The following is a 21954-nucleotide window of genomic DNA, read 5'->3' as shown; positions in this document are numbered from 1 at the left end:
CCTCCTTAACCCGACTCGCGGGGTTATTTACCTTCATTATAGATTTCCGGTTGGAGGGAACTAGTTTAACTTTAGTTTCACTAAAAAAAGAGAACATGGTACGATGAAGCTAATTTGAGGAACGATGGGGAATACGAGGAGGAGTCGTAGGCATGCCGGTCCGCAAAAAAGTAACGCTGAAAACAATAGCTAATGAACTGGGGCTTACTATACAAACCGTATCCAAAGCGCTGAAAGGCAAGCCTGGAATGTCCGAAGCGACCCGACAGCTTATTGTCCTAACGGCTGAGAAATCGGGTTATTACACGAAGGAACAGATTCGCAGTCTGCGGCTGCAGCATATCGCCCCTTATCCAATAGAAAGACAGCGCTTCCTACTCGTTCAAACTCAGGAATCTGTCAATTACAATCGCTTGCTGCTTGAAGGGCTGCATGAACGCTTCGCTTCCTTCGGTCATCAGATCAATACGCTGCTGCTGCCCAAAAAAATCCGCGAAAAAGCTATGGGACGATGGCTGGAAGAGCATGAAGTCCATTATGCCGACGGAGTCTTTATCGCTCCCAGCATACTGCCGAAAGCTTGGGAGAAGCCTCTGTTCGAGCTTGACATGCCTCGTATGCTGCTCAGCTTTCCTCCCCCAGGAACCAGGGTGGATAGTGTCATTTGGGACGTTTACGAGGCGACTTATCAATCGGTCGCCTATTTGCGCAACATTGGGCATACCAACATCATGTATGTGGGGGACATCCAACTGCAAAGGGGGTTCGCTCTCCGCTGGCAAGCCTTCTGCCAAGCCATGAACGAATATGGAGGAGCCATTGATCCTGCTCTTCACTCCACACACCATCGAAGACCCGAGGCGGAATGGCTTGATGAGCTAGAAGGGCAATTGAAGCGGCATAAACCCAGTGCAATCATTTGCGGCATCGACGGAGAAGTGCCGCTGATAATTCGGCTTTGCACGCAGCTTGGGCTGCGAGTGCCTGAAGATGTGTCCCTAATCGGCTTTCTGAACGAGCAGCGCGAAGACAGCACGCTTCCTGTATTCACGCGCCCGCTCTTGCCGATACGCGAAACTGGCTACCGCGCCGCAGACCGAATGCTGTGGCGGATAGCCAATCCGACATTACCCTATGAGCATATTCGTATTCAATGTGAAATGTTTGTCGGGAGCACAACCCGGCCACACGACGAGTGTCCAGACTAACACCCTTGAAGATTAGGCGGTTGTTTCCATTATGCTTCGGCGTTGTCTGAGCTTCCGCCAGACGACGCCGTGAGACGGAGAGAACAGCAAGGCCAGCACGAACATGGCTCCAGCTACCGTAATCATGCAGCCAGCAATCGACGCGTCGAGCAGCATGGATACATAATAGCCCGCTACCGCGCTGATGATGCCTACAATCATACTGTAGACAATCATGATGCCGAGCCGCTCCGTTAGCAAGTAGGCCGTTGCTGCAGGAACTACGAGCATGCCTACGACTAGAATGGCTCCTACACTCTCAAAAGAAGCAACCGTTGTAACGGAGACGAGTCCCATCAGCAAATAATGAAACAAAACGACTGGGATGCCTACTGCAGCTGCCATCGCCGGATCGAAGGAGCAAATTTTAAACTGCTTATAAAATAATCCGATAACCGCTCCGCTGAGCACCAGCACTAGCCCGAGTATCCAGACGGCCTTCGGGCCGATATCCATCCCTGCCAAGGTTATCGTATCCCAAGGTACCCGGATAATTTCACCGTACAGCACACAGTCCAAATCAAGGTCCACCTGGCGCGTATACATACTTACCAGTACGACACCGATGGAGAACAGTGCCGTGAATACAACGCCTATCGAGGCATCCGATTGCACTCCGCTTTGCTGAAACAGTTGGATGAGGAACACGGTGATCAATCCAAGTATGGATGCTCCTAACAGCATAAAGAACGAGTCGCGCGAGCCGCTTATCAGAAAAGCGATGACAATGCCTGGCAGCACGGAGTGACTAATTGCATCCCCTATCATAGCCATGCGCCTCAGTACGAGGAAGCAGCCTAATAAGCTGCAGGAGCAAGCAACAAGCGCCGCTGTAACGATAATCCAAAAATCGTTCATGCTCCCCGCCCCTCCTTTCCGGCTTCAAACGAAGCTCTCTCTAAACCCCTTTGGAGCAAGGCTTTTTCCTCCAACACCGCTCTTCTAACCGACAGCCGCTGGAGCACTTTGGAGAGCACCCCTCTTCTAGGCGCCACGAGCACCGATACAACGAATAAAACCGTCGCTGCCAGAACGCTAAGAGGACCCGTTGGCATATTGTTAGCCGTAGTGCTGACCAACGTGCCTACAAAACCGCTGACGGCACCGAAGAAACCGGATAGTACGACCATCACGCCGAGACGTTCGGTCCAATACCTTGCCGTAACCGCAGGTGTAATAAGCAGCGCCGACATCAATACGACACCTACTGCCTGAATGCCGACAACAACCGCAACAACGATCAGAAACATCATGAACTGCTCCAGAAAAGTAACAGGATAACCCAATCCCTTCGCAAACCCGGAGTCGAAGCTAAGCAGCTTGAATTCCTTAAATAGCAAGGCGCAGACTAACAAGAGCACACCGGCGACTGCCGTCATAATAACAACATCCTTGTGTACCATAGATGCCGCCTGCCCGAACAAAAACTTATCCAGACCGCTTTGATTGCCGCTGCTGCCATGCTGAATTTGCGTTAACAGCACAATACCGAGACCGAAAAATACCGATAGAACGATCCCCAGCGCAGAATCCTGCTTTATTCGGGAGTTTCTTGTGACAAAGCCGACACCAAATGTAGCGATCAAGCCGGAAACAGCCGCTCCAATAAGGAAAAACACGATCGATTTGGAGCCGGTCAGCATAAAAGCAATACAGACTCCCGGCAGCGCCGCATGTGCCAGAGCATCCCCCATCAAGCTTTGCTTACGCAGATAAGCGAAGCTGCCTAGCACCCCGCTGCTCAAGCCAAGCAGAATGCTTCCTAGCAAAATCCACTGTGTATTCGGATCCGTTAACAGCTCCAGCCAGTTTATCCCTGCCATCTATCCTCACCTCGCACTGACGATAAGCGATTCATCGTCTCGTTCTAACAGCGCCAATCTGCCGCCGTAGGTTTCCTGCAAATGATCCTTAGTAAAAATGTCCTGCGTGGGTCCGATTCCCATCAATTTCACATTAAGCAGCATCACCCAGTCGAAGTATTCCCTCACCGTAGCGAGGTCGTGGTGTACGACCAGTACGGTTTTCCCTTGCTTCTTCAGCTCGTTAAGCAGGGTGATGATAGCCTTCTCCGTTGCGGCGTCGACGCCGACAAACGGTTCATCCATGAAGTACAAACGCGCATCCTGCGCAAGCGCCCGCGCTAGAAATATTCGCTGCTGCTGCCCCCCGGACAGCTGGCTGATCTGCCTTCCGGCAAAATCGGCCATGCCGACCTTCTCCAAGCAGTCCATCGCCGTTTGCCGCTCTTTGGCACCTGGTCTTTTAAACCAACCCAAGTGCCCGTAACGGCCCATCATTACCACATCCAACGCACTTGTCGGGAAATCCCAGTCTACCGATTCGCGCTGCGGTACGTAGCCCACCAGCTTACGCTGCTCTGTGTAACGTTTACCATAAATGGATACCTCTCCGGTAACCCGTGGGATTAAACCCAACGCCGCTTTAATAAGCGTCGATTTGCCCGCCCCGTTCGGGCCGACGATACCGATTAATTTCCCTTCCGGAATGGAAAAGGAAATCTCACGCAGCACAGGCTTTTTCTGATAGGCTACCGTTAAATTTTCAATGCTCAAAGGTGCTTCTTCACGCTTCATACCTTTACCACTCCCGTTCAATTTGGTCTTATTTACTTCAATGCCTTCACTATCGTATCGACATTGTGGCGCACCATCCCGATGTAGCTTCCTTCCGGAGTACCGTCCTCGCCCATTGCATCGGAGAACAATTCTCCGCCGATCTTCACTTCGTGACCTTGTTTTTTGGCGCCTTCAATGACCGCTTCAATCGACTTTTTCGGAACGCTGGATTCTACAAACACTGCTTTGATCCGATTTCTGACCAGAAATTCCCGTAAATCGCTGACATCCTTTGAGCCGTATTCGGATGCTGTGCTAATTCCTTGAAGCCCCATGACCTTAATGTGGTAAGCATCTCCAAAATAACCGAATGCATCGTGAGCGGTTACCAGCACTCTCTGCGCTTCAGGAATCGAACCAATTTGTGTCATCGCGTACTGGTCCAGCTCTTTCAGCTGCCTGATATAAGCTTCCGCATTGATTGTGTAATCCCCAGAATGCGCGGAATCGAACCTGCTCAGTTCATCCCGTATGACTTCAGCAGCCGAGATCCAATGCTTGACATTGAACCATATATGAGGGTCGTGAGACGCCTCTCCACCCTCCCAGCCTCTCAGCTGCGTTTCGGGAATATTTTTGGATACAGCCACCGTCGGCTTATCCTTCGCCATTTTCTCGAAGATTTCCACCATCTTCCCCTCGAGATGAAGACCGTTATAAAAAATCATTTGCGCTTGCTCCAGCTTCTTTACATCTCCTTGAGAAGCCTTATAAAGATGCGGATCCACACCCGATTTCATCAAACCGGTTACTTCTACATGCTGTCCCCCTACCTGCTTTACTACATCGGAGATCATACCAATAGTCGTCGTAATTTTGATTTTGCCTTCCACTTCACTGCCCTTGGTCTGCCCTTTCCCCTCATTGCCGCATGCAGTTAATGCAACAGCTACAGATAAAAACATCAGTGTCATAATGAACCTCTTGAACGATGACGATATGGCTCTGCTCCTCACGTACTTCACTCCCCCAGATCAATTAATGTTTATTTAACGCTAAAATGTTTTCCTTAAGCCCAAATGTTTCCTTGTACAAGTTTTGTTTCCTTTATGCAACTTTAGTTTATTATATACAAAAAAGTTTCTCTAGTGCAACAATTATTCCATAATCATTCAACTTTTTTCTGTTTTCAAAAGTCCTTCTCATGGAACTTGGAGTTCTTCCCCTATTTTTGATAAGATAAAAAGAAAACATTTTTTAACAGGAGGCCTCTGATGGCAAATTTCGAACAGCAGTTGAATCAATATGCCGACATCATTGTAAACATCGGTGTCAATATTCAAAAAGGGCAAATCTTGGTCATTAACGCGGCTATCGATGCGGCGGAGCTTGTCCGTTTGCTCGTCAAAAAAGCTTATGAAGCCGGCGCTTATCAAGTCAAAGTGAATTGGTCTGACGATACAGTTGCCCGTCTGCGGTATGATTTGGCGCCAGACGCTTCATTCCTGGAAGAGCCTAAATGGTATGCAGGGGAAATGCTGGAGCTTGCGGAGAAAGGTTTCGCGGTCATCAGTGTGATTTCATCTGATCCCGATCTGCTTAAAGGCGTGCCTCAAGAACGGATTGTGAATCATCAGAAAACCTATGGTAAGGCGATGGCCAAATATCGTCAGTACATGCAGTCCGATAAATTCAGCTGGTGTGTCGTTGCAGCTCCGTCCAAAGCTTGGGCAGCCAAAGTGTTCCCGAACGTTTCGGAAGAAGAGCAGCTAAGCAAGCTGTGGGAAGCTATTCTCAAAACCGTACGCGTCGATCAGGCCGATCCTGTAGCCGCATGGGAAACCCATATTCGCACCTTAAACGAAAAATCAGACTATTTGAACGCCAAAAAATATAAGAAGCTGCACTACTTGGCACCGGGTACAGATTTAACCATCGAGCTGCCGGAAGGCCATATCTGGGTAGCGGCTGACAGTATTAATGAGCAAGGGAATGCATTCGTCGCCAACCTGCCTACCGAGGAGGTCTTTACCGCTCCACTCGCAACGGGTGTTAACGGCAAGGTGTCCAGCACCAAGCCGCTAAGCTATGGAGGGAATATTATCGACGGGTTCACCCTAACGTTCGAACAAGGCCGTGTTGTCGACGTCTCTGCCGAACAAGGCTTGGAAACGCTGAAAGGGCTCGTCGAAATGGACGAAGGCTCCCATTACCTTGGAGAAGTGGCGCTTGTGCCTCATCAATCTCCCATTTCGCAATCGAATATTTTGTACTACAACACGCTTTTCGATGAAAATGCATCGAACCATTTGGCTATCGGCAGCGCCTATGCATTTTGTCTAGAGGGCGGTAAAGGCTTGTCACAGGAGGAGTTAAAGGAACGGGGTCTCAACACGAGCATGGCCCATGTCGACTTTATGATCGGCTCCGCGGAAATGGATATTTTCGGCGTGACGGCGGATGGCAAGGAAGAGCCAGTGTTCCGTAATGGTAACTGGGCGTTTTAGGTGTGAAAAGGGGACGCTATGCGCCCCCTTTTTTTGTTTATGAAAATAAATAATCGATATCGGTAAGTACCCGCTCCGTCAAAGGAAAAACAAACTGCTCTTCCTTTTCTAAATGATCTATGAGGATACGACACGCATGAGTTAAATACGCTCCCGCGCGTTTGATCTGCATCGCATCGGAGTCCGGCTTCAGCGCATGGACGGCTCTAAAAAACGAGTTTAAGTGATCCATCGCCAGCTCGTGATCCTTTTCGAGCATCCATAGCGAAGGTACGATCGTAGGCCTGTTGTGCTTGTGGAAATAGACGTTAAGAAATGGATACAGCTCTTGCTCTTCCCACTCCGAATGACGGTTCAGCTCCTCCTGAAACGCCATTGCCCAAAGCCTCAAATGCACCAGCATCCCTCTTGCTTTACCCTTGTCGTGTTCTTGTTCAGCCTGTATCGACTGTTCCTTCATATCAAGGAGTACCTGCATTAATTCGGCATGCTCCTGCTTCAAACGCTCCACCAGCTCGGAAAGCTCTGTATAATGAGCGGTTCCTTCTACAGCCTGAGGCTTGTAGGGCATATTCATGTATCGCACCTCCAAGGAATGTGTAATAATCTATTCCTTAAAGATTACTCCACTACCCCTTGGTTGTATGTGCGACTTATCACATATGCTTGGTCCCATTTTTTAATCTTCACGATAGATTAAGGTTTTGGCGCATCCGTTTTATTTCCTTTAGGCACACCGTCCAGGCCATAGGCTTGGTCGTAAGCATCGAAAATTTTACGAGCAATTGGAGCTGCGTTCCACGCTCCGAAGCCACCCTCCGGAACGACTACCGCTATAGCGAGCTTCGGCTTCTCGGCAGGCGCATAGGCGATGAAGACCGCATTATCGATCATTTTGCCACCGACCGATTGGGTCGACGTTCCCGTCTTGCGGGCAACCGAGTACGGGAACCCATCAAAGCCTTGTACGTTAACCTTCAGCATCCCTTTTGTAATCGAATCCCAGTAAGCGTTAGGGAACGTAGTTTCCTCCAACACCTCCGGCTTGATTTCCTTAACCGGCTGGAAGTCATACGTTTCAATCTTGTCGACCAGGAGCGGCTTCATTTTCTTACCGCGATTAGCTAACGTCGCCGCATACTGCGCCATTTGCATGGTCGTATATTTCTCGTTCTGGCCCCAGGAAGCATATACCATCCGGGACTGCAGCGTCTCCTTCGTATTCGTCTTGAATTCGCTGATACCGGAAGATTCTCGTGGCAATCCGCTGCCCGTCAATACGCCAAGTCCGAACTTGTTTAAGTAGGACTCCCATATATCAACAGCCTTTTGTCCGCTGCGCATATAGAGCGGGTTACCAATCATTGCTGACATGAACGTATTCGAGGAATGCCAGATTGCATCTGCAGCATTAATCGGGCCATAAGCTGCCCGGTCCGAGTTCGTCAGCTTGGCGTTATTGTCTTTACCATAGCTGAACTCCCCCGTATCGTTGTAAGTCGTGCCGACCCCGAACAATCCTTCGTTAAGCCCTATGAGTACGGACAGTGGCTTGATGATCGACCCGACATACACGATGGACGTCGGATGATTCTTCAGCTCACTTTCCGAGTAGTCAGGGTAAGCTGTCGTTATCGTACCGTTGTTAATAAATGGCTGGATACGGCGGTATTCATCTCCGGTCAATCCCCCGCTCCATACGCCCGGGTAATAATCCGGCATACTGGCCATAGTCACAACGCGTCCTGTATCGACCTCCATGGCGACGGCATAGCCGGCTTTGGCGTTTGGCGCATAACCATAATGCGAGGCGCGGGCAGTTGAAGTCTTGGCATAAGCCAGTTGATCCATAATCGCTTGTTCGGCAACCTGCTGAATGTCTTTATTGATGGTTAAAGTAAGGTTATTCCCCTTCTTAGGAGCTTCAATGGAAACCTTACCGATGATTTTCTGAGAAGCGTTGACAGGGTAGGTCTTCATCCCGTTTTTCCCGCGCAAATCTTCCTGATACATCAGCTCAATACCGTCGTACCCGACATCCTCGGTATCCAGATAGCCGTCGGTATTGTTTTTATTTTTATAAAAATCAAGCCCGTTCTTAGGCTCCCTCGCTTGAGAAAACGGCCGCATATAACCTACCAGTTGAACGGCGATTTGCCCCGGATCATAATTCCGGATGCTTTCCTCCATAACCTCCAGCCATTTCAGCTCATCACGATGCTCGAGCAAATACGCAATCTCTTTATCCGTCAAACCGGATTTAATCCGCCGCGGTACGAAGGAATAGCTCGGAGATGTGGTGGACTTTTTGTCCAGATCGTAACCAACGTCCATCGACTTAATAATGTCCGCAGCTGTCAGCGGAGTTTTGGCAGGGTCGCCAAACTGCTTGAACAAGCTCTCCAGCTTTTGCGCTAAAACGATAACTTCATCCTTCTTCTGGTCGGACTCCATACGGAAATACAGTGATTGAGTTGAGTTCGTATAAGCGAGAGGGTAACCGTTGCTATCGAAAATATTGCCGCGTATCGGAGCGATTGGCGTATCCCGTTTAGTCGTCTGGGCTTCCTCCGCCTTCAGCTGCTTGCCTTCCACAAATTGCAGAATAGCCAGCCGAACGATGAGAACTGAAAATAAAAAGAACGTACAAAAGAACAATAAATTAATCCGAACGGTAAAATGACGCCGCTTGTTCGATTCGTGCTTTTGCGGATCATCCGTCGACATGGACTTTCTCATGATGTGACAGCTCCTTTAAAATTACGCGAGCAGCTCACGTAAAGAATGAATGCCAGTGCCCGAGTGGTAATCGTAACGTTTGATTTTGACAGCATCGATGCCCGCTTGATTCGGAGCCCATATGTCGTTTCTATCATGGTCCCCGACGTACAGTACATCGGCTGCCGCCAATCCGGAACGTTCCAATGCCAAATGAAAAATGGCCGGGTCCGGCTTCTCCAAACCGACCAGCGTAGATACAATAACAGGCTCAAAGTGATGCAGAATGCCTTTATTCTCCAGAATAGTCGGCAATGTAGCGGCAAAATTGGAAATAATCCCGAGCTGAAAGCCACGCTCCTTAAGCGCAATAATGCTCTCTTGGACGTCATCAAACAATTGGTATGGCTCAGGGCCCGTGAACAAATCATACAGTCCGTGACTGCACTCATGAATTTGATCCTCTGTCCACTCTTCCTCGTGAACCCCCAGCTTCTCCAATATGTAGTTGTACAGCTTCATCCAAAAAGCGCGATCCGATTCAGGCGTACACACTTCAAAAGGGTCTAACTGCTTTCCGTAATAAAACAATCGGAACGCTTCAGTGAACAAATCCCCCACCTGCTCTTCGCCTCGGTGAAGGGAGTGGCTTGCCAAATATTGCTGCATAATAATTCTTGAAGCTGGTATAGTCATCAGCGTATCTCCCACGTCAAAAAAGACCGCTTTATACGCTTCTATAGGTTTTGGTAACATCAATCAATACTCCTTTTGCCGTATTTCGCCTAAAAATAGCCATAAAACATCCAACATTCGACATCATCCCGCTTAAATCGCGGCTATACAGTAGTTTATCACAATTTACCCGAAAGAGAAAAAGCCGGCATCCTCTGAACATAAACGAGGATGACCGGCCTTCCCATATTTAAGCTTCGCGAATATGCGTTTCATTAAAATTAGGTGGGTTAAACCAGTTCCCTCCGCTGGCAACCCAGGTCGAGTCCAATGGAACCCATTTCTTACTCTCCGACAAGTACACCTCATTCCAAGCATGAGGACCGTAACCACCACGTCCGTCGTAACCAAGTCCCGTTACTACCTTCACATCAAGCCCTGCGGATCGAGCCATAACGGCATACAAGCGTGAGAAATCGATACAGACGCCCTGCTTGGTAGCGAACGTCTCTTCCGGAGTTTGCTCCTTCCAAATCCGTCTCTGCTCATACAAGTTAACTTTATCCCAATCGTACTGTATCCGCGTACCCACCCATTTGTACAGCAGCTGAGCTTTCTCCTCGTCACTGCTGCCCTTGGCCGTTACTTCTTTGGCGGCCTCCGCAATGTCGTTCGGAATCTTGGCATCCAGCACTTCATACTTGCGCTGCAGTATGTTATCGAACTCTTGCTCAACCGCTCTGGTGAATACCGGAAGCCTGTTAGTGAGAAAATCTCCGGTTACCGGCCGGATGATCTCATTAGCACCTTTTTGGTACAAATTCGAAGCCTGAATGTAATTGGCGGCCGGTGTTTGCGGGAATAAGGAGGCGGCGATAAACAAGACGGCAATGATAAGTAAAGAGCGTCCGGCTCCCATTACACAGCCGATGATTCCGCCCAGAATACTACTGATTATCGTTGGGGCGCCTCCGCGCCGTTTTGCCTCATGCCTCAATGTTTCCGCAACCCAGCCATCCATTACGGGATCGATGATTCGGTACAGCACCTGCTTCATCAATACATAGCCGAGGACGAATAACACACCATAACGAAGCAGTGTAAAATCTCTCATACTCGTCATAAACGTATAATACAGCTGCTCGAAAAATCCGATCTCCTTTGCAGGAACAGCTAGTTGAAGCGAGGTCAGCCAAGTCTGAACCTGCGGGGACAACCAAGATGCCAGCCGCCAGGCAATCAGCACACTAACCACAATGGCTACGGCTTCCGCTAGCATAAGCATCAAATGACGTGCAGAGGAAGAGGCTCCGCGAAGCATTCCTTGAATGACGGATGCCCCCAGCGTTACCGCCAAAAGTAAAGTAATCCAGTTTGTCGTTCCGATAACGCCGATCCAATCCGTCACCTTCTCACCCCATTTAACTCATCATTGAACGTATTAGTGTCCAGCTTATATCTTAGTATTTTTTTTCGCTTGTTCTATGAGCGCGTTAACTACTTCGTCCATTTTCATCGTAAAGGTTTGATTCATAAAGGTAACCTTGACCTCATTGGACCCGGGGTTTCCTTCCAGCTTCAAGCTTTTCGTCGTTACAGTAAACGTACCGTCCGGATTTTGCTTATACTCGGCATCCTTCATTTCCCCGGAAATCGCTTTGATGGCTTGATTCTTGGCCTCCGTCGTCACGGCAGTGCCGACATCCAGCAATTGGTCCTTATAGTTGGCACCATAGTAGAAGAGCCCCGCAATAACAGCCAACACGATAATCCATTTCACAACGGTCTTTACAATTTTAATAACCAGAAACAAGACGACAATCGCCGCAACAATAATAAACCAACGCTCTTGTAAAAACGATACCAAAAAATCCAACTTCCATCTCTCCCCTAATCTTAACCTGATTTCCTGTAGCCGTACTCTTACTGATTATCTTCTTCTCTACGGCGCCTGAGCTCCTCAAGCTTTCTTTGAATTTGCTCCGACTTGTCTTCCCGTCTTGCTTTGCGAAACGTAGATCTTAACCGTAACAAGGCAAAAAGAACGATAATGACTACCATCATGAGTATAAACGGATCCACTATAAGCCGCCTTTCTTGCTCATCAGCGTGCCTATCATTGATTTGTACGCATTGGGTCATAAAGAGTTGCAAAATAATGGTACTAACCCTACTGCTTGTCACGTAAAAGTAATGATAAGGCAATCCAATGAACCGATACACAAACATGAGATACGAGGTGAAGATGTTGAAAACCGCAATATGGCTATATTTATTTATGTTTGTAGCCTTTTTCGATCTCCACGCACAGTACCCTATTTTATCGCCGTTTGCCATTTCTCTTGGTGCCGCCCCATCTTTTATAGGGCTTATATTAGGTGTGTACTCCATCACTCATCTTCCTGGGAATCTGATAGCCGGATACGGCGTCGATAAGTACGGAAGCAAACGGTTTATTGTGTTTAGCCTGATTGTAGCAGGTATCGTACTATTAGTTCAATCCCGTGTTACTGATCCTTGGCAGCTGCTCTACATTCGTTCCATCAGTGGATTTGTGTTGGCGTTCTTATCCCCCGCCTGTTTATCCATGCTGGCTAAAATCGCCAAGGATAAAGTACAGCAGAGCAAGCTGATGGCGGGAAACGGTTTTGTCCATACCATGGCATCTGTTCTAAGTCCGGCGGCCGGTGCTTATTTGGTAGCCAAGCTCGGTTTTGCTCAATCGTTTACCCTTCTTGGCTGGATTCTTATTGTAACGGGTGTTCTTGCAATATTTGGAGTAAAGGAAAAGCAGTACACCGAATCTGCGGCAGCATTGTTCCCGCACGCGCACGGTGCTCCGTCAGCCCCTGAAGATAATAACATGTCTGAACAAGACGAAGTTAATCGGGGAATCCCTTGGCTATTTTTCGGCATTCCACTCGCTCTCTCCTGTTCACAAGGCATTCTCTTTTTCGAACTCCCTTTAATGAAGGAAGCCAGCGGATCGATTCTTACGTCAGGCATTTTGTTCTCTCTTGTCAGTCTCGGGGCCTTGGTAACCTTGAGCATGCTGTTTATCAACCGCATCTCCGCCTTTTTACGAACAAGCATGGGCAGCCTTGCGTTGGCGCTAATTTTTTTCGGAATGTCGGTGAACTGGCCTATTCCCCTTCACGTGTCCTTGTTCCTGATCGGGATGGCCAAAGGGGTCATTTACCCTTCAATCGCTTCATTGTTGGCCAGTATATCCAGCGCTAAGCGGTATGGTCGCATTTTTTCATTTTTATCGATCTCTTACTCTATCGGAGCTTTTATAGGACCCATTGTTGCCGGACATTTAAGAAGTCATACTTCTCCTTTTTTTATGGCCTTTTTCTGTCTCATGCTGGCCCTTAGCCTGCTTCCGCTCAAAACATTCAAAACCGTCCAAGCCTGATAAACTCACCATCAGAACGGATATCCCAGAATACTTACCTACATAATTTGAAGCGTATAGGTCAACGCACAGACCGTTCCATAGCTCCTACATACTATAAATCATGTCAGCAGACTACTTTGGAGCAAGCGGGGAGGTGGAATCCATGGGAGGTATCGGTGAAGTTGGAGGCATCTGGACTTCGACAGGCGTAATCTTGGTGTTGTTCATTCTGTTAGTTATCGTACTGAGAGGCTGCTTTATCTAAGTAAATACCCTGGCAAGCAAACCGTCCATTTCGGACGGTTTTTTGTTTTATGTTTCAATACAATTTGTAACGGGTAAAGCATTGTTATGTCGAAATCGCATTTCGCTTTTAGGTGCCCAAAAACAAGTCCCTAAATTTTCCACAGGCATACGCCCCCAAAAGTTGAAATGTATTCGAATAATTGTAATTGAGAATTCGCGAGGAGGAGGTGACAAGTATTTGATGAAGGGGCCTACTAGCGATTCAAAACATTTTTCAGGTAAAGATAGGAGTGAACGATTCATGAAGCCAGCTGTCTTTAAAAAGACGGCGCAAGTTACCGTACTGATGATGCTCATCTCGGCCTTGCTTCCCGTACTAGCTTTTGCGGCAACCGGTTTTAAAGACCTTACTTACCGCAATGGCACCGTTTCCGGTTCGGTTTATTCCGATGTTTACACCGTAAACGCGCAAGTGTATTTGTATGACCCGAACGGAAATTATTTAGGTACAGCAACCTCCGCTACATATAGTACTTATGCGGACGGCTTGTACACTTACAATTTTTCTGCATCCAACGTTCCAAGCAATCATTCTTATTTGAACCTATTGGAAAAAGTAACGGATTCCGTTTACGCCACGGTGTACAACAGTAACAGCGGTGGCAGTGGCGGTAGCGGTGGTAGCCACGGTGGCGGCGGTGGCGGCGGATACATTCCATCCGGACCGAGCATTACGGTTCCTTCCGATGGTTCTATCGATGCTAACACGCTTAAAACAGCATTGACGAACAACGACGTTGTTGAATTGGCATTAAGCGGCGATATCGCACTGATTCCTGCTAAAGCATTGGTTGACTTTGTAGGCGACAAAAACAAAGCGCTGAAAATCACCAACAGCAAAGGAACTTATACTCTTCCTCTGTATGTACTGAATCTTAGCGATCTTGCAACTAAGCTTTCCATCAACACGGACGACATGTTCATCAAAGTTGGAATTAGCGCAGCAAGCGACACCAACGTAAGCGACATTAAAGCAGCAGCTGAAGCGTTAGGCGCTACAGTAGCTAGCGATTCTGTTGACTTCACACTGGTTGCATTGGGCAGTGATGCCGACAAAACGCAAGCTATCGACCTGGGTAATAACTACATCAGCCGTACGATTCCATTTGCAAAAGCAGTTGATTCTTCCAAAGCAACTGCTGTAGTATTTGATCCATCCAGCAAAAAACTTAGCTTTGTGCCAGCATTGTTCTCTTCTTCGGACAGCAGCAGCGAAGCTGTAATTAAGCGTAACAGCAACAGCATTTATGCAGTAATCGAATTGAACAAAAGCTTTGCTGACAGCAAAGGACATTGGGCACAATCCTACATCGATTTACTGTCTAACAAGCTCGTCATTGACGGTGTTACTGACACTACATTCGAGCCTGAACGCAACATCACCCGCGCAGAATTCGCAGCATTGGTCGTTCGCGCATTGGGTCTTGACCAAAATACAGGAGCAAGCTCCTTCAAAGACGTATCTTCGACAGATTGGTTCTCTAGTGTAGTTGCAACAGCAGTGAATGCTAAGATCATTGACGGCTATGAAGACAACACTTTCAGACCGAACCAGCCTATCAACCGCGAAGAGCTAGCTGCTATGGTAGTACGCGCTCTGTCTTATGCAGGTGCAAAACCAGATGTATCTTCCGATCGTCAAGCAGAGCTGTTGGCTAAATTCAATGACGCCAACCAAATCGTTTGGGCTAAGCAAGAATTGGCTGAAGCTATCGAAGCAGGCATTGTAGACGGCATGACCGACACTACAATTGCTCCTACGAAACAAGCTACTCGCGCTCAATCTGCTGCAATGCTTAAACGTTTGTTGACAAAATCCAATTTCATTAACTAAGACTTGCTAGGTTATTCTCTACTCTCCATTTCTTCTCTATTAAATAAGACGGCCTGACATTAATGTCGGGCCGTCCTTTTATGTTATAGACTTATATCGATAATAATCATTAACCTTATCGTTTTTGATATAAAGGGTAATCTACTGTGGTGGGCACCTCTATCAATAGCATTCGCAATCCCTGAGCCGAGTTCAGCTTAACTTCTTGCTCTGAATCAGCTTCCAGAACGGAGAAATCCCGGTGGTTGAAATTCGTAGGTGCTGTAGCTTCCTCTCCCAACGTCTCCGCCCAATTCCCTTCGCCGCGAATTGCCAGCGCTGCTAATGTACGACCGGCAGATAGAGAACGCGAGTACTCCGCACCTGCTGCAAGCTCTATATCCCACATCCGCACGTCCGCAACCAATTGAACAGGAGAAGCCTCTCCTATTACCGTCTTAACGGTTACTCCTTCTGAGACCGCTATGGGAAAATGCTCGTGGTCATATTGATTGTATGTTGGAGTACGCGTTAAAGCTTCACGTATATGAGGCTCGAACCATATCTGAAACCCTTCCGAGTTGGGACCAATGAAACGCTCGCTATGTGAAACTCCTGAACCGGTCTGCATCACTTGAGCGCCTCCAGCTGCAACACGGCTTTGGGTTCCCAAAGAGTCTGAATGATCGGCATGACCATGAACCATATACGTTATAATTTCAAAGGCTTGGTGAGGGTGCATCGGTATATATCCTTCCTCAGGTGTCAGCGCCCATGCCCAGTAAAATAAAGGCCCAATCCTCTTCACAACCGATCCTTCTCCTGGAAATCCAATTGGCTTTAGTTCGGTAATTTTGCCTCCGTCAAATGCACCTTTGGCTTGCTTAACCGGCGGATAAATGGTCAGTTTCATTTGTATGACCTCCTTCTCACTTGTATATAAAATAAAATGTCATTGCAGCAACACGCGTTGTAAACAACTTACTATTTTATAGTTACTAATAATAGTATAAAAGATAAAACTTCCTTCGTCAACCCTTATACAAAAAGATACCCTGGAAATATCAATCAACCTTACTCACGACATTCGCTCTTTCGACATTTCCTGGGAAATTACTGCCATTAGTTGCACTTGGAACCAGCCATAAAACTGGATATACTACTGATAAAGCCAAATATATGTGGATCAGGAGGTATACTCGATGACTTTAGCCATCATTGTAGAAGGTAAAAACGATAAGAGCCGGCTGCGTCGGTTATTAATAGAGGAAGTAACCATCTTATGCACGTTCGGATCGTTAAATACAGAGAGACTTGAGGGATTAAAGAAAAAAGTCGGTACTAGCGACGTATATCTGTTCACCGATAACGATTCGTCCGGCAAAAAAATACGAGCGATTCTGAGAGATACATTTCCCGATGCGGAACAAATCTATACACGACGAGGATATGCAGGAGTGGAAGGAACTCCGGACGAATACTTAATCCAGCAATTAGAAAAAGCCGGTCTGGAAGAGTATATTATATACCCTCCGCAGGACCCGGCCTTGAACTATCCAACTTCTATATAATCTTTTGTGATATTAAGCGATGAATTTCATCAGATAGATAACCAGCGTTACCGTAAAAATACTAAATATCGTTGAAGAAAACACGACTTGTGAGGAAAATTCAGGTTCATTATCGTATTCAACGGCTATCAATACACTACTTAAAGAAGTAGGTACCGAACAGGACAACACTAGTGCCTGGGCCATCACTCCATGAATCCCCATCAAACTTACGATGGCAAAACCTACGGCAGGACCTATCAATAAACGAAGTACGTTCGACAGCATCACGTCAGAGAGCTTAAGCTTCCATTTCATACTGCCCAGCTGAACGCCAAGAGTCACGAGCGCAGTAGCTATAAATGCATTAGATACATAATTGATCGGAGCATAAATTGGTTCCGGCACCTGTATATGAAGCCAACGCATCACAAAGGCCAGCGGGATCATATAGATAACCGGCAGAGATAGGATCGTTTTCAGTGTCTGTTTCGTGTCCTTCTTATGCGCATTGACACTGTAAATACCGTATGTATTAGGCAGTAGGTTCTGCATCATCATAATAATAATTTGGATAGAGAGCGTGAACGCATCCCCAACAAAGACTAGCTGGTTCAGCGGAATTGCATAATTGGCGCTATTATAAAAAATAACGCTGTTGCGCATGGCTGGCACCATTCCGCCCTTATACCTTCTCCATCGGATAACGACTTCAACCAAAATAAACATCGCCACGAAAAATAGAGCGAAAAAAGCAAGCGTTTGGATCAGAAGCCCAAACGTCAGCGTGGATTCATATAACATTTTAAATACGAGTGCTGGAGAAAATAAATAAAAATTAAGCTTTGACAAGGTCTTAATATCCAGCTTAAATGCTCTGTATAGAATAGCTCCCAGAGCGATCATGACCGATAGCGGAATCACATTATTCATTAGGATGTGAGTAAAATACGTCATGCCTTAGCTCCTTAATTCCGCGCTATTCTTTGCTCAGGGTAATCATATCCTGGGCAATTTTATCGATGTTAAGATCGGCGTCGTTACCATTGTAATACGTCCGCAAATCGCCTTTTTTATCAACAAGAAGGATGACGTTGTTATGAGTAAAATTACCCTGTTGGTCTTTGACGACCATAACGCCAAATTTGTTTGCCAGATCCATCGTTGCGGCTTCATCCCCTCGCAGGAAATACCAGCCCTTCGGGTCTGCATGATAGCGTCCTGAGAACTCCTTCAGCTGCGCAACCGTGTCTTTGGTCGGATCGAAGGAAATCGATACAATCGCTGTCTTATCCCCGAAGACGCCTTTCTTCACAAGCTCATCTTGCACCTTGGAAAGCGAATAGGTCGTAGGAGGACAAACATCAGGGCAAGTTGAGAAGAAGAAATAAATCAGCTTCGACTTTCCTTCCAGATCCGTCAATCCCACCTGCTTGCCGTCTATATTTTCAAGCTTGAAATCAGGTGCTTTTTTTATGACGCCCATCTTTTCTTCCTTGCCTTTTAACAGCATGTAACCGAACGTTCCGATCATGGCCAGCAAAATAACCACGGTCACAATTTTAAACACATTACTTTGAGCTTTGGCGTTCACCGTCAGATCTCCCACTTTCTTCAAAAAAAATATCCCATGCTGCCATGGGATTAGTCATTTTATTTCACCTAAACTCCCGCTTAATTATCCTTGCTTCACAGTAGTAATGACCATGATAATGAACATTAGCGTCAAATAGTTGATGGAGTAGATAAATGTTTTTTTCGCCCATAATACTTCATCTTCTGCTTTAAAGCCCTTCATGGAAAGGAATGCCCAGTACAAGCCCATAATCACAGCGGCAATGAAAAAGAAAACATTCACATAGCCGTAAACATAAAGCAGCAATGATACAGGTACCAGCAATACGATATAGCGCATCATACTGATCTTAGTAACATAGGTCCCTCTTACAACAGGTAGCAGCGGAAATCCTGCAGCACGGTACTCTTCCATACGACGGATACCCAGTGCCCAGAAGTGCGGCGGCTGCCACAAGAACAAAATACCGAACAAAATCAAAGCTCCCGCATCGATAGTCGGATGGACAGCACAGTAGCCGATTACCGGAGGCACAGCTCCTGAGAAGCTGCCCACAAAGGTGCTCCATACGGAAGTGCGTTTAAACCATGCCGTATAGATCCATACATAAACGAATAACCCGATCATACCGAGAAGCGCAGACATCGGATTGACGAGAAGCCATAGTCCCGACAAACCAATGACTCCCAAAATGATGCCGTATGTCAGCACCACTTGTGGGGAAATTTTACCCGTTGCCAGTGCACGCTTCTGTGTACGAGCCATCTTAATATCCATGTCCCGGTCCAAGTAGTTATTGAGCACACAACCGGAAGCCATAACCAAGGCCGTTCCGATCATTGTATACAGAAGTTGAAGCCAGTTGACATTCCATCCAGAAGCGACCCAGAACCCGCCGAATGCTGTAATGGAATTTGAAAAAATAATACCCGGTTTGGCTAGTTGAACAAAATCTCTCCAAGTAACGGGTTCATGTTGAGTGGTCTCCAGTTGTGTTTCCGACGCCGCTGCTATCCCATCCGATGGAAGGTCAAGCCTCATTCGTTCTTCCACATTATAGCCCCCTTAAAGTTTCCCCGTAAGAAAACTTATATGTTCAAACAAAGATGAAGGAGGAACATAATGTCCTCCGATTTGTCTTCTTAATAATATCAACACGGAACCCATTTGACAACAAAGCGGACCCCGAGTTCAAAATATTGTCGATATATATATACCGAAGCTCCTTATAAAACCCATTGTAGGAAATAAAAAAAGAGCCACTTTCGTGACTCCTGCACTATTTACGTAATATAAAGGGATTCCTGGAGAATAAGCGCCCGCGTGCAAATTTCCAGGCCTTCTCCAGAAAATCCTGTAGCTCATACACCTTAGAGCCCATAACTGAAACGATCACGCCATACTTGTAAGTCCGGCTTACGCCATAAAATAGCGTTGAACCGCCGACAGATAAGGATTCCGCACCGTTGATTTCATCCAAATAATCTCTTAATGAATCGGCAAATGCGGCGTCCGTACGCTCACTGAACACGTATAATGTGCCATAGTGCGTGAAATCTCCCCATCCCCCGATGCTTTGCAGCCGCTGCGAGCTCGGTTCTATTCTTTGCTTTGCGCAATAGATCCATTCATCCTCATAAACAACACTAATCTCATTCTTGAATTGCTGATATTGAAAAAGCTCTCCACGGTGCGTCCGTCCGGGACATATGATCTCCGACATGAGTAGTGTCGAATCCTTTTCCATCCGAACCTCTGTATGACTGCTAAAGCTCGCGTCTTTATACAGCATTAATGGTTCCGGCAAGTACTCTACATAGCTGCCTCGCAAAAGCTGGAGCTTTTGCGTCTGTTGACTCGGCACATCCGAATAGTGTCCATACGCATCACGAAGCATAGGATGTACCTTCGTATAGGACTGATTCGTTATAAATACTTTGGTGTTCTCTCCAAAACGCCATGCCAGCTCATAAGCGTCCCCGGACATAATGCCGGGAGATGCATCCATAACATAGACGCCCTGCTGACCCTCGTCAAAAGGGAATGCTTTGGCGATTTTGAGCGGATAAGAATGAAATCTGTCTCCGAGCCGCGTTGTCCCATCCACATCCGTGAACGAGGCCGATATGCGGCCCGTCACACTAGGCATGGCGATATTCCTTCTCAATCCATGCGACGATATCGTCAAGACCTTGACCGCCGAACAAATTGGAGAAAACGAAAGGCCGATCCCCACGCATTTTGAGCGTGTCTTCCTCCATAACGGCCAGACTGGCGCCGACATAAGGTGCCAAGTCAATTTTATTTATGACCAGCATGTCGGAACGAATGATACCCGGGCCTCCCTTGCGAGGGATTTTCTCTCCTTGCGCCACGTCAATAATATAGATGAAGCGATCTACCAGCTCCGGGCTGAAAGCAGCCGCCAAATTATCACCTCCGCTTTCAATAAAAATGATATCCAGGTGGGAGAAACGCGCTTCAAGCTCTTCAATAGCCTCAAAGTTCATAGAAGCGTCTTCGCGAATTGCCGTGTGTGGGCATCCGCCGGTCTCCACACCGATAATCCGTTCCGCAGGCAAAGCCTCCGAGCGGATGAGAATGTTAGCATCTTCTTTTGTATAAATATCATTCGTAATAACAGCAATACTATATTTATCATTCAGTTTGCGAGCCAATCGCTCTACCAAAGCGGTTTTGCCGGAGCCTACCGGCCCTCCGATTCCAATTCTCATCGGACGTTCGTGATGAGTATGTTTGGGTGTTTCCCATTGATGATGATGGTGATGCGTTCCTCCTTGACACATGGGCGTTGCCTCCTTTTATATAATGAACAAATTGCGAATCTACTATGACATAAATAATCGTGAGTAGAGCGATTCGTGCCTCATCATGGCAATCTCAGCCGAAGGAATATTAGCGTATCCATCCTCCAACGGGTCGAGATGGCGCACCTCCTGCCAAGAGCGTGCGATGACAGGCAGCAGCTGAGCAAGCAATCGTTGTCCTTCGGTTTGACCTATGGACATGAGTCTCAATCCGCTATTGATGGAAGTCATCGTGCAGGTGTACAAATAACCCTCGGCCGCCATATCCAGAGGCACCTGCAGATGATAGCTGATCCAACCGTGGATTAACGGATGAGTTCCGAAGCATCGCTTCGTACGGATAGCTTCCTGTAGAGGTTCCCAGGGAAGCTCAGGATGAATGGCTTGGGCTAATTGATTCAGGCGTCGTCCCATTTTGAGCACGCCTTCCCTCGTCTCTATCGCCGAGCGCTGTACATGCTGCATTTGATCAACCTTCCATAGTGACAACCAGTCCTGAGGCGGAACGTATTGATACACCGCCTTGACCGCAAGAGCATCGACGGGGGCCCAGCTTTGCTTCAGCATGGTATCAATATATTCTTGAAGCTGCTCCGGCTTCTGTATTACTCCTAACTGCACGAATGTCTCCAATCCAAAGGAATGGGAGAAGCCGCCGATGGGCAGTGCGGAATCTAGAAGCTGCACGTAGGAGAGCCATGAAGGTGTGGACTTGTCAGTCTGCATAAGCGATTCCTCCTCCCGCATCGTTATGG

Annotated in this window: 23 protein-coding genes; 6 read left to right on the top strand and 17 right to left on the bottom strand. The window is 47.3% G+C overall.

Annotated features, from left to right (window positions below; all coding sequences use genetic code 11):
* Positions 1-152 precede the first annotated feature (152 nt).
* Positions 153-1208, top strand: a complete 1056-nt coding sequence (locus BP97_RS0100385) for a LacI family DNA-binding transcriptional regulator (protein ID WP_028547337.1) — start codon at positions 153-155, stop codon at positions 1206-1208.
* Positions 1209-1220: 12 nt separating this feature from the next.
* On the opposite strand, the gene BP97_RS0100380 is transcribed toward BP97_RS0100385, so the two are convergent.
* Genes BP97_RS0100380 through BP97_RS0100365 form a run of 4 tightly spaced genes read right to left on the bottom strand, consistent with a single transcriptional unit; the run spans position 1221 to position 4800 of the window.
* A complete protein-coding gene (locus BP97_RS0100380; RefSeq protein ID WP_028547336.1) occupies positions 1221-2105 on the bottom strand; it encodes a metal ABC transporter permease in 885 nt (294 codons plus the stop codon).
* The gene (locus BP97_RS0100375) at positions 2102-3070 is read right to left on the bottom strand and encodes a metal ABC transporter permease (protein WP_028547335.1); all 969 of its coding nucleotides are present in this window, start codon (positions 3068-3070) and stop codon (positions 2102-2104) included. Before BP97_RS0100375 ends, BP97_RS0100380 begins: the two co-directional genes overlap by 4 nt.
* 6 nt (positions 3071-3076) lie before the next feature.
* Complete coding sequence (locus BP97_RS0100370; RefSeq protein ID WP_028547334.1) at positions 3077-3844, bottom strand: metal ABC transporter ATP-binding protein; 768 nt, start codon at positions 3842-3844, stop codon at positions 3077-3079.
* A gap of 32 nt (positions 3845-3876) precedes the next feature.
* Positions 3877-4800, bottom strand: a complete 924-nt coding sequence (locus tag BP97_RS0100365; RefSeq protein WP_051620245.1) for a metal ABC transporter solute-binding protein, Zn/Mn family — start codon at positions 4798-4800, stop codon at positions 3877-3879.
* Positions 4801-5100: 300 nt separating this feature from the next.
* On the opposite strand from BP97_RS0100365, the gene BP97_RS0100360 reads away from it, so the two are divergent.
* Positions 5101-6333 carry an aminopeptidase gene (locus BP97_RS0100360; protein WP_028547332.1) on the top strand — a complete coding sequence of 411 codons (1233 nt, stop codon included), beginning with the start codon at positions 5101-5103 and terminating at the stop codon, positions 6331-6333.
* 37 nt (positions 6334-6370) lie between these two features.
* Here BP97_RS0100360 and BP97_RS0100355 read toward each other — a convergent pair whose 3' ends face one another.
* The 6 genes from BP97_RS0100355 to BP97_RS40045 all read right to left on the bottom strand — a co-directional run bounded on the left by BP97_RS0100355 (position 6371) and on the right by BP97_RS40045 (position 11808).
* Positions 6371-6910, bottom strand: a complete 540-nt coding sequence (locus BP97_RS0100355) for a hemerythrin domain-containing protein (protein ID WP_036745294.1) — start codon at positions 6908-6910, stop codon at positions 6371-6373.
* Positions 6911-7029: 119 nt separating this feature from the next.
* Positions 7030-9072, bottom strand: a complete 2043-nt coding sequence (locus tag BP97_RS0100350) for a peptidoglycan D,D-transpeptidase FtsI family protein (RefSeq protein WP_028547330.1) — start codon at positions 9070-9072, stop codon at positions 7030-7032.
* Positions 9073-9093: 21 nt separating this feature from the next.
* Positions 9094-9807: an HAD-IA family hydrolase gene (locus BP97_RS0100345; RefSeq protein ID WP_197035390.1), complete on the bottom strand. Its 714-nt coding sequence runs from the start codon at positions 9805-9807 to the stop codon at positions 9094-9096.
* A gap of 169 nt (positions 9808-9976) precedes the next feature.
* Entirely contained in the window at positions 9977-11134 is a 1158-nt protein-coding gene (locus BP97_RS0100340) for a transglutaminase domain-containing protein (protein ID WP_028547328.1), read from the bottom strand.
* Positions 11135-11179: 45 nt separating this feature from the next.
* Complete coding sequence (locus BP97_RS0100335) at positions 11180-11602, bottom strand: hypothetical protein (protein WP_028547327.1); 423 nt, start codon at positions 11600-11602, stop codon at positions 11180-11182.
* A gap of 47 nt (positions 11603-11649) precedes the next feature.
* Positions 11650-11808: a hypothetical protein gene (locus tag BP97_RS40045; RefSeq protein WP_156043101.1), complete on the bottom strand. Its 159-nt coding sequence runs from the start codon at positions 11806-11808 to the stop codon at positions 11650-11652.
* 166 nt (positions 11809-11974) lie between these two features.
* On the opposite strand from BP97_RS40045, the gene BP97_RS0100325 reads away from it, so the two are divergent.
* The 3 genes from BP97_RS0100325 (at position 11975) to BP97_RS0100315 (ending at position 15266) form a co-directional block, all read left to right on the top strand.
* On the top strand, positions 11975-13144 hold the full coding sequence (locus BP97_RS0100325) for an MFS transporter (RefSeq protein WP_028547326.1): 1170 nt from the start codon (positions 11975-11977) through the stop codon (positions 13142-13144).
* A gap of 145 nt (positions 13145-13289) precedes the next feature.
* Positions 13290-13391 (top strand): sporulation protein YjcZ, encoded by a 102-nt coding sequence (locus tag BP97_RS40550; protein WP_197035389.1) that lies wholly within the window; start codon positions 13290-13292, stop codon positions 13389-13391.
* Positions 13392-13673: 282 nt separating this feature from the next.
* Positions 13674-15266 (top strand): S-layer homology domain-containing protein, encoded by a 1593-nt coding sequence (locus tag BP97_RS0100315; RefSeq protein ID WP_028547325.1) that lies wholly within the window; start codon positions 13674-13676, stop codon positions 15264-15266.
* 115 nt (positions 15267-15381) lie between these two features.
* On the opposite strand, the gene BP97_RS0100310 is transcribed toward BP97_RS0100315, so the two are convergent.
* A complete protein-coding gene (locus BP97_RS0100310; protein ID WP_028547324.1) occupies positions 15382-16158 on the bottom strand; it encodes a pirin family protein in 777 nt (258 codons plus the stop codon).
* 289 nt (positions 16159-16447) lie between these two features.
* On the opposite strand from BP97_RS0100310, the gene BP97_RS0100305 reads away from it, so the two are divergent.
* Positions 16448-16816, top strand: a complete 369-nt coding sequence (locus BP97_RS0100305; RefSeq protein WP_028547323.1) for a toprim domain-containing protein — start codon at positions 16448-16450, stop codon at positions 16814-16816.
* 12 nt (positions 16817-16828) lie between these two features.
* Here BP97_RS0100305 and BP97_RS0100300 read toward each other — a convergent pair whose 3' ends face one another.
* The 6 genes from BP97_RS0100300 to BP97_RS0100275 form a co-directional block, all read right to left on the bottom strand.
* A complete protein-coding gene (locus tag BP97_RS0100300; protein WP_028547322.1) occupies positions 16829-17752 on the bottom strand; it encodes an AEC family transporter in 924 nt (307 codons plus the stop codon).
* 22 nt (positions 17753-17774) lie between these two features.
* Positions 17775-18389, bottom strand: a complete 615-nt coding sequence (locus BP97_RS0100295; protein ID WP_036745293.1) for an SCO family protein — start codon at positions 18387-18389, stop codon at positions 17775-17777.
* An 84-nt stretch (positions 18390-18473) separates the two neighbouring features.
* Positions 18474-19424: a heme o synthase gene (gene cyoE / locus BP97_RS0100290; protein WP_028547320.1), complete on the bottom strand. Its 951-nt coding sequence runs from the start codon at positions 19422-19424 to the stop codon at positions 18474-18476.
* Positions 19425-19650: 226 nt separating this feature from the next.
* Positions 19651-20520, bottom strand: coding sequence for an urease accessory protein UreD (locus tag BP97_RS0100285; protein WP_028547319.1), 870 nt, complete (start codon positions 20518-20520; stop codon positions 19651-19653).
* Entirely contained in the window at positions 20513-21178 is a 666-nt protein-coding gene (gene ureG, locus BP97_RS0100280; protein ID WP_028547318.1) for an urease accessory protein UreG, read from the bottom strand. Before ureG ends, BP97_RS0100285 begins: the two co-directional genes overlap by 8 nt.
* Before the next feature lie 42 nt (positions 21179-21220).
* Positions 21221-21925: an urease accessory protein UreF gene (locus BP97_RS0100275; RefSeq protein ID WP_028547317.1), complete on the bottom strand. Its 705-nt coding sequence runs from the start codon at positions 21923-21925 to the stop codon at positions 21221-21223.
* Between the last annotated feature and the right edge of the window lie 29 nt (positions 21926-21954).

Source organism: Paenibacillus sp. UNC451MF (genome assembly GCF_000686845.1).
Classification (GTDB): Bacteria; Bacillota; Bacilli; order Paenibacillales; family NBRC-103111; genus Paenibacillus_S.
The sequence above is the reverse complement of the archived record's forward strand: the minus strand, read 5'-3'. Positions and strand labels throughout refer to the sequence as shown.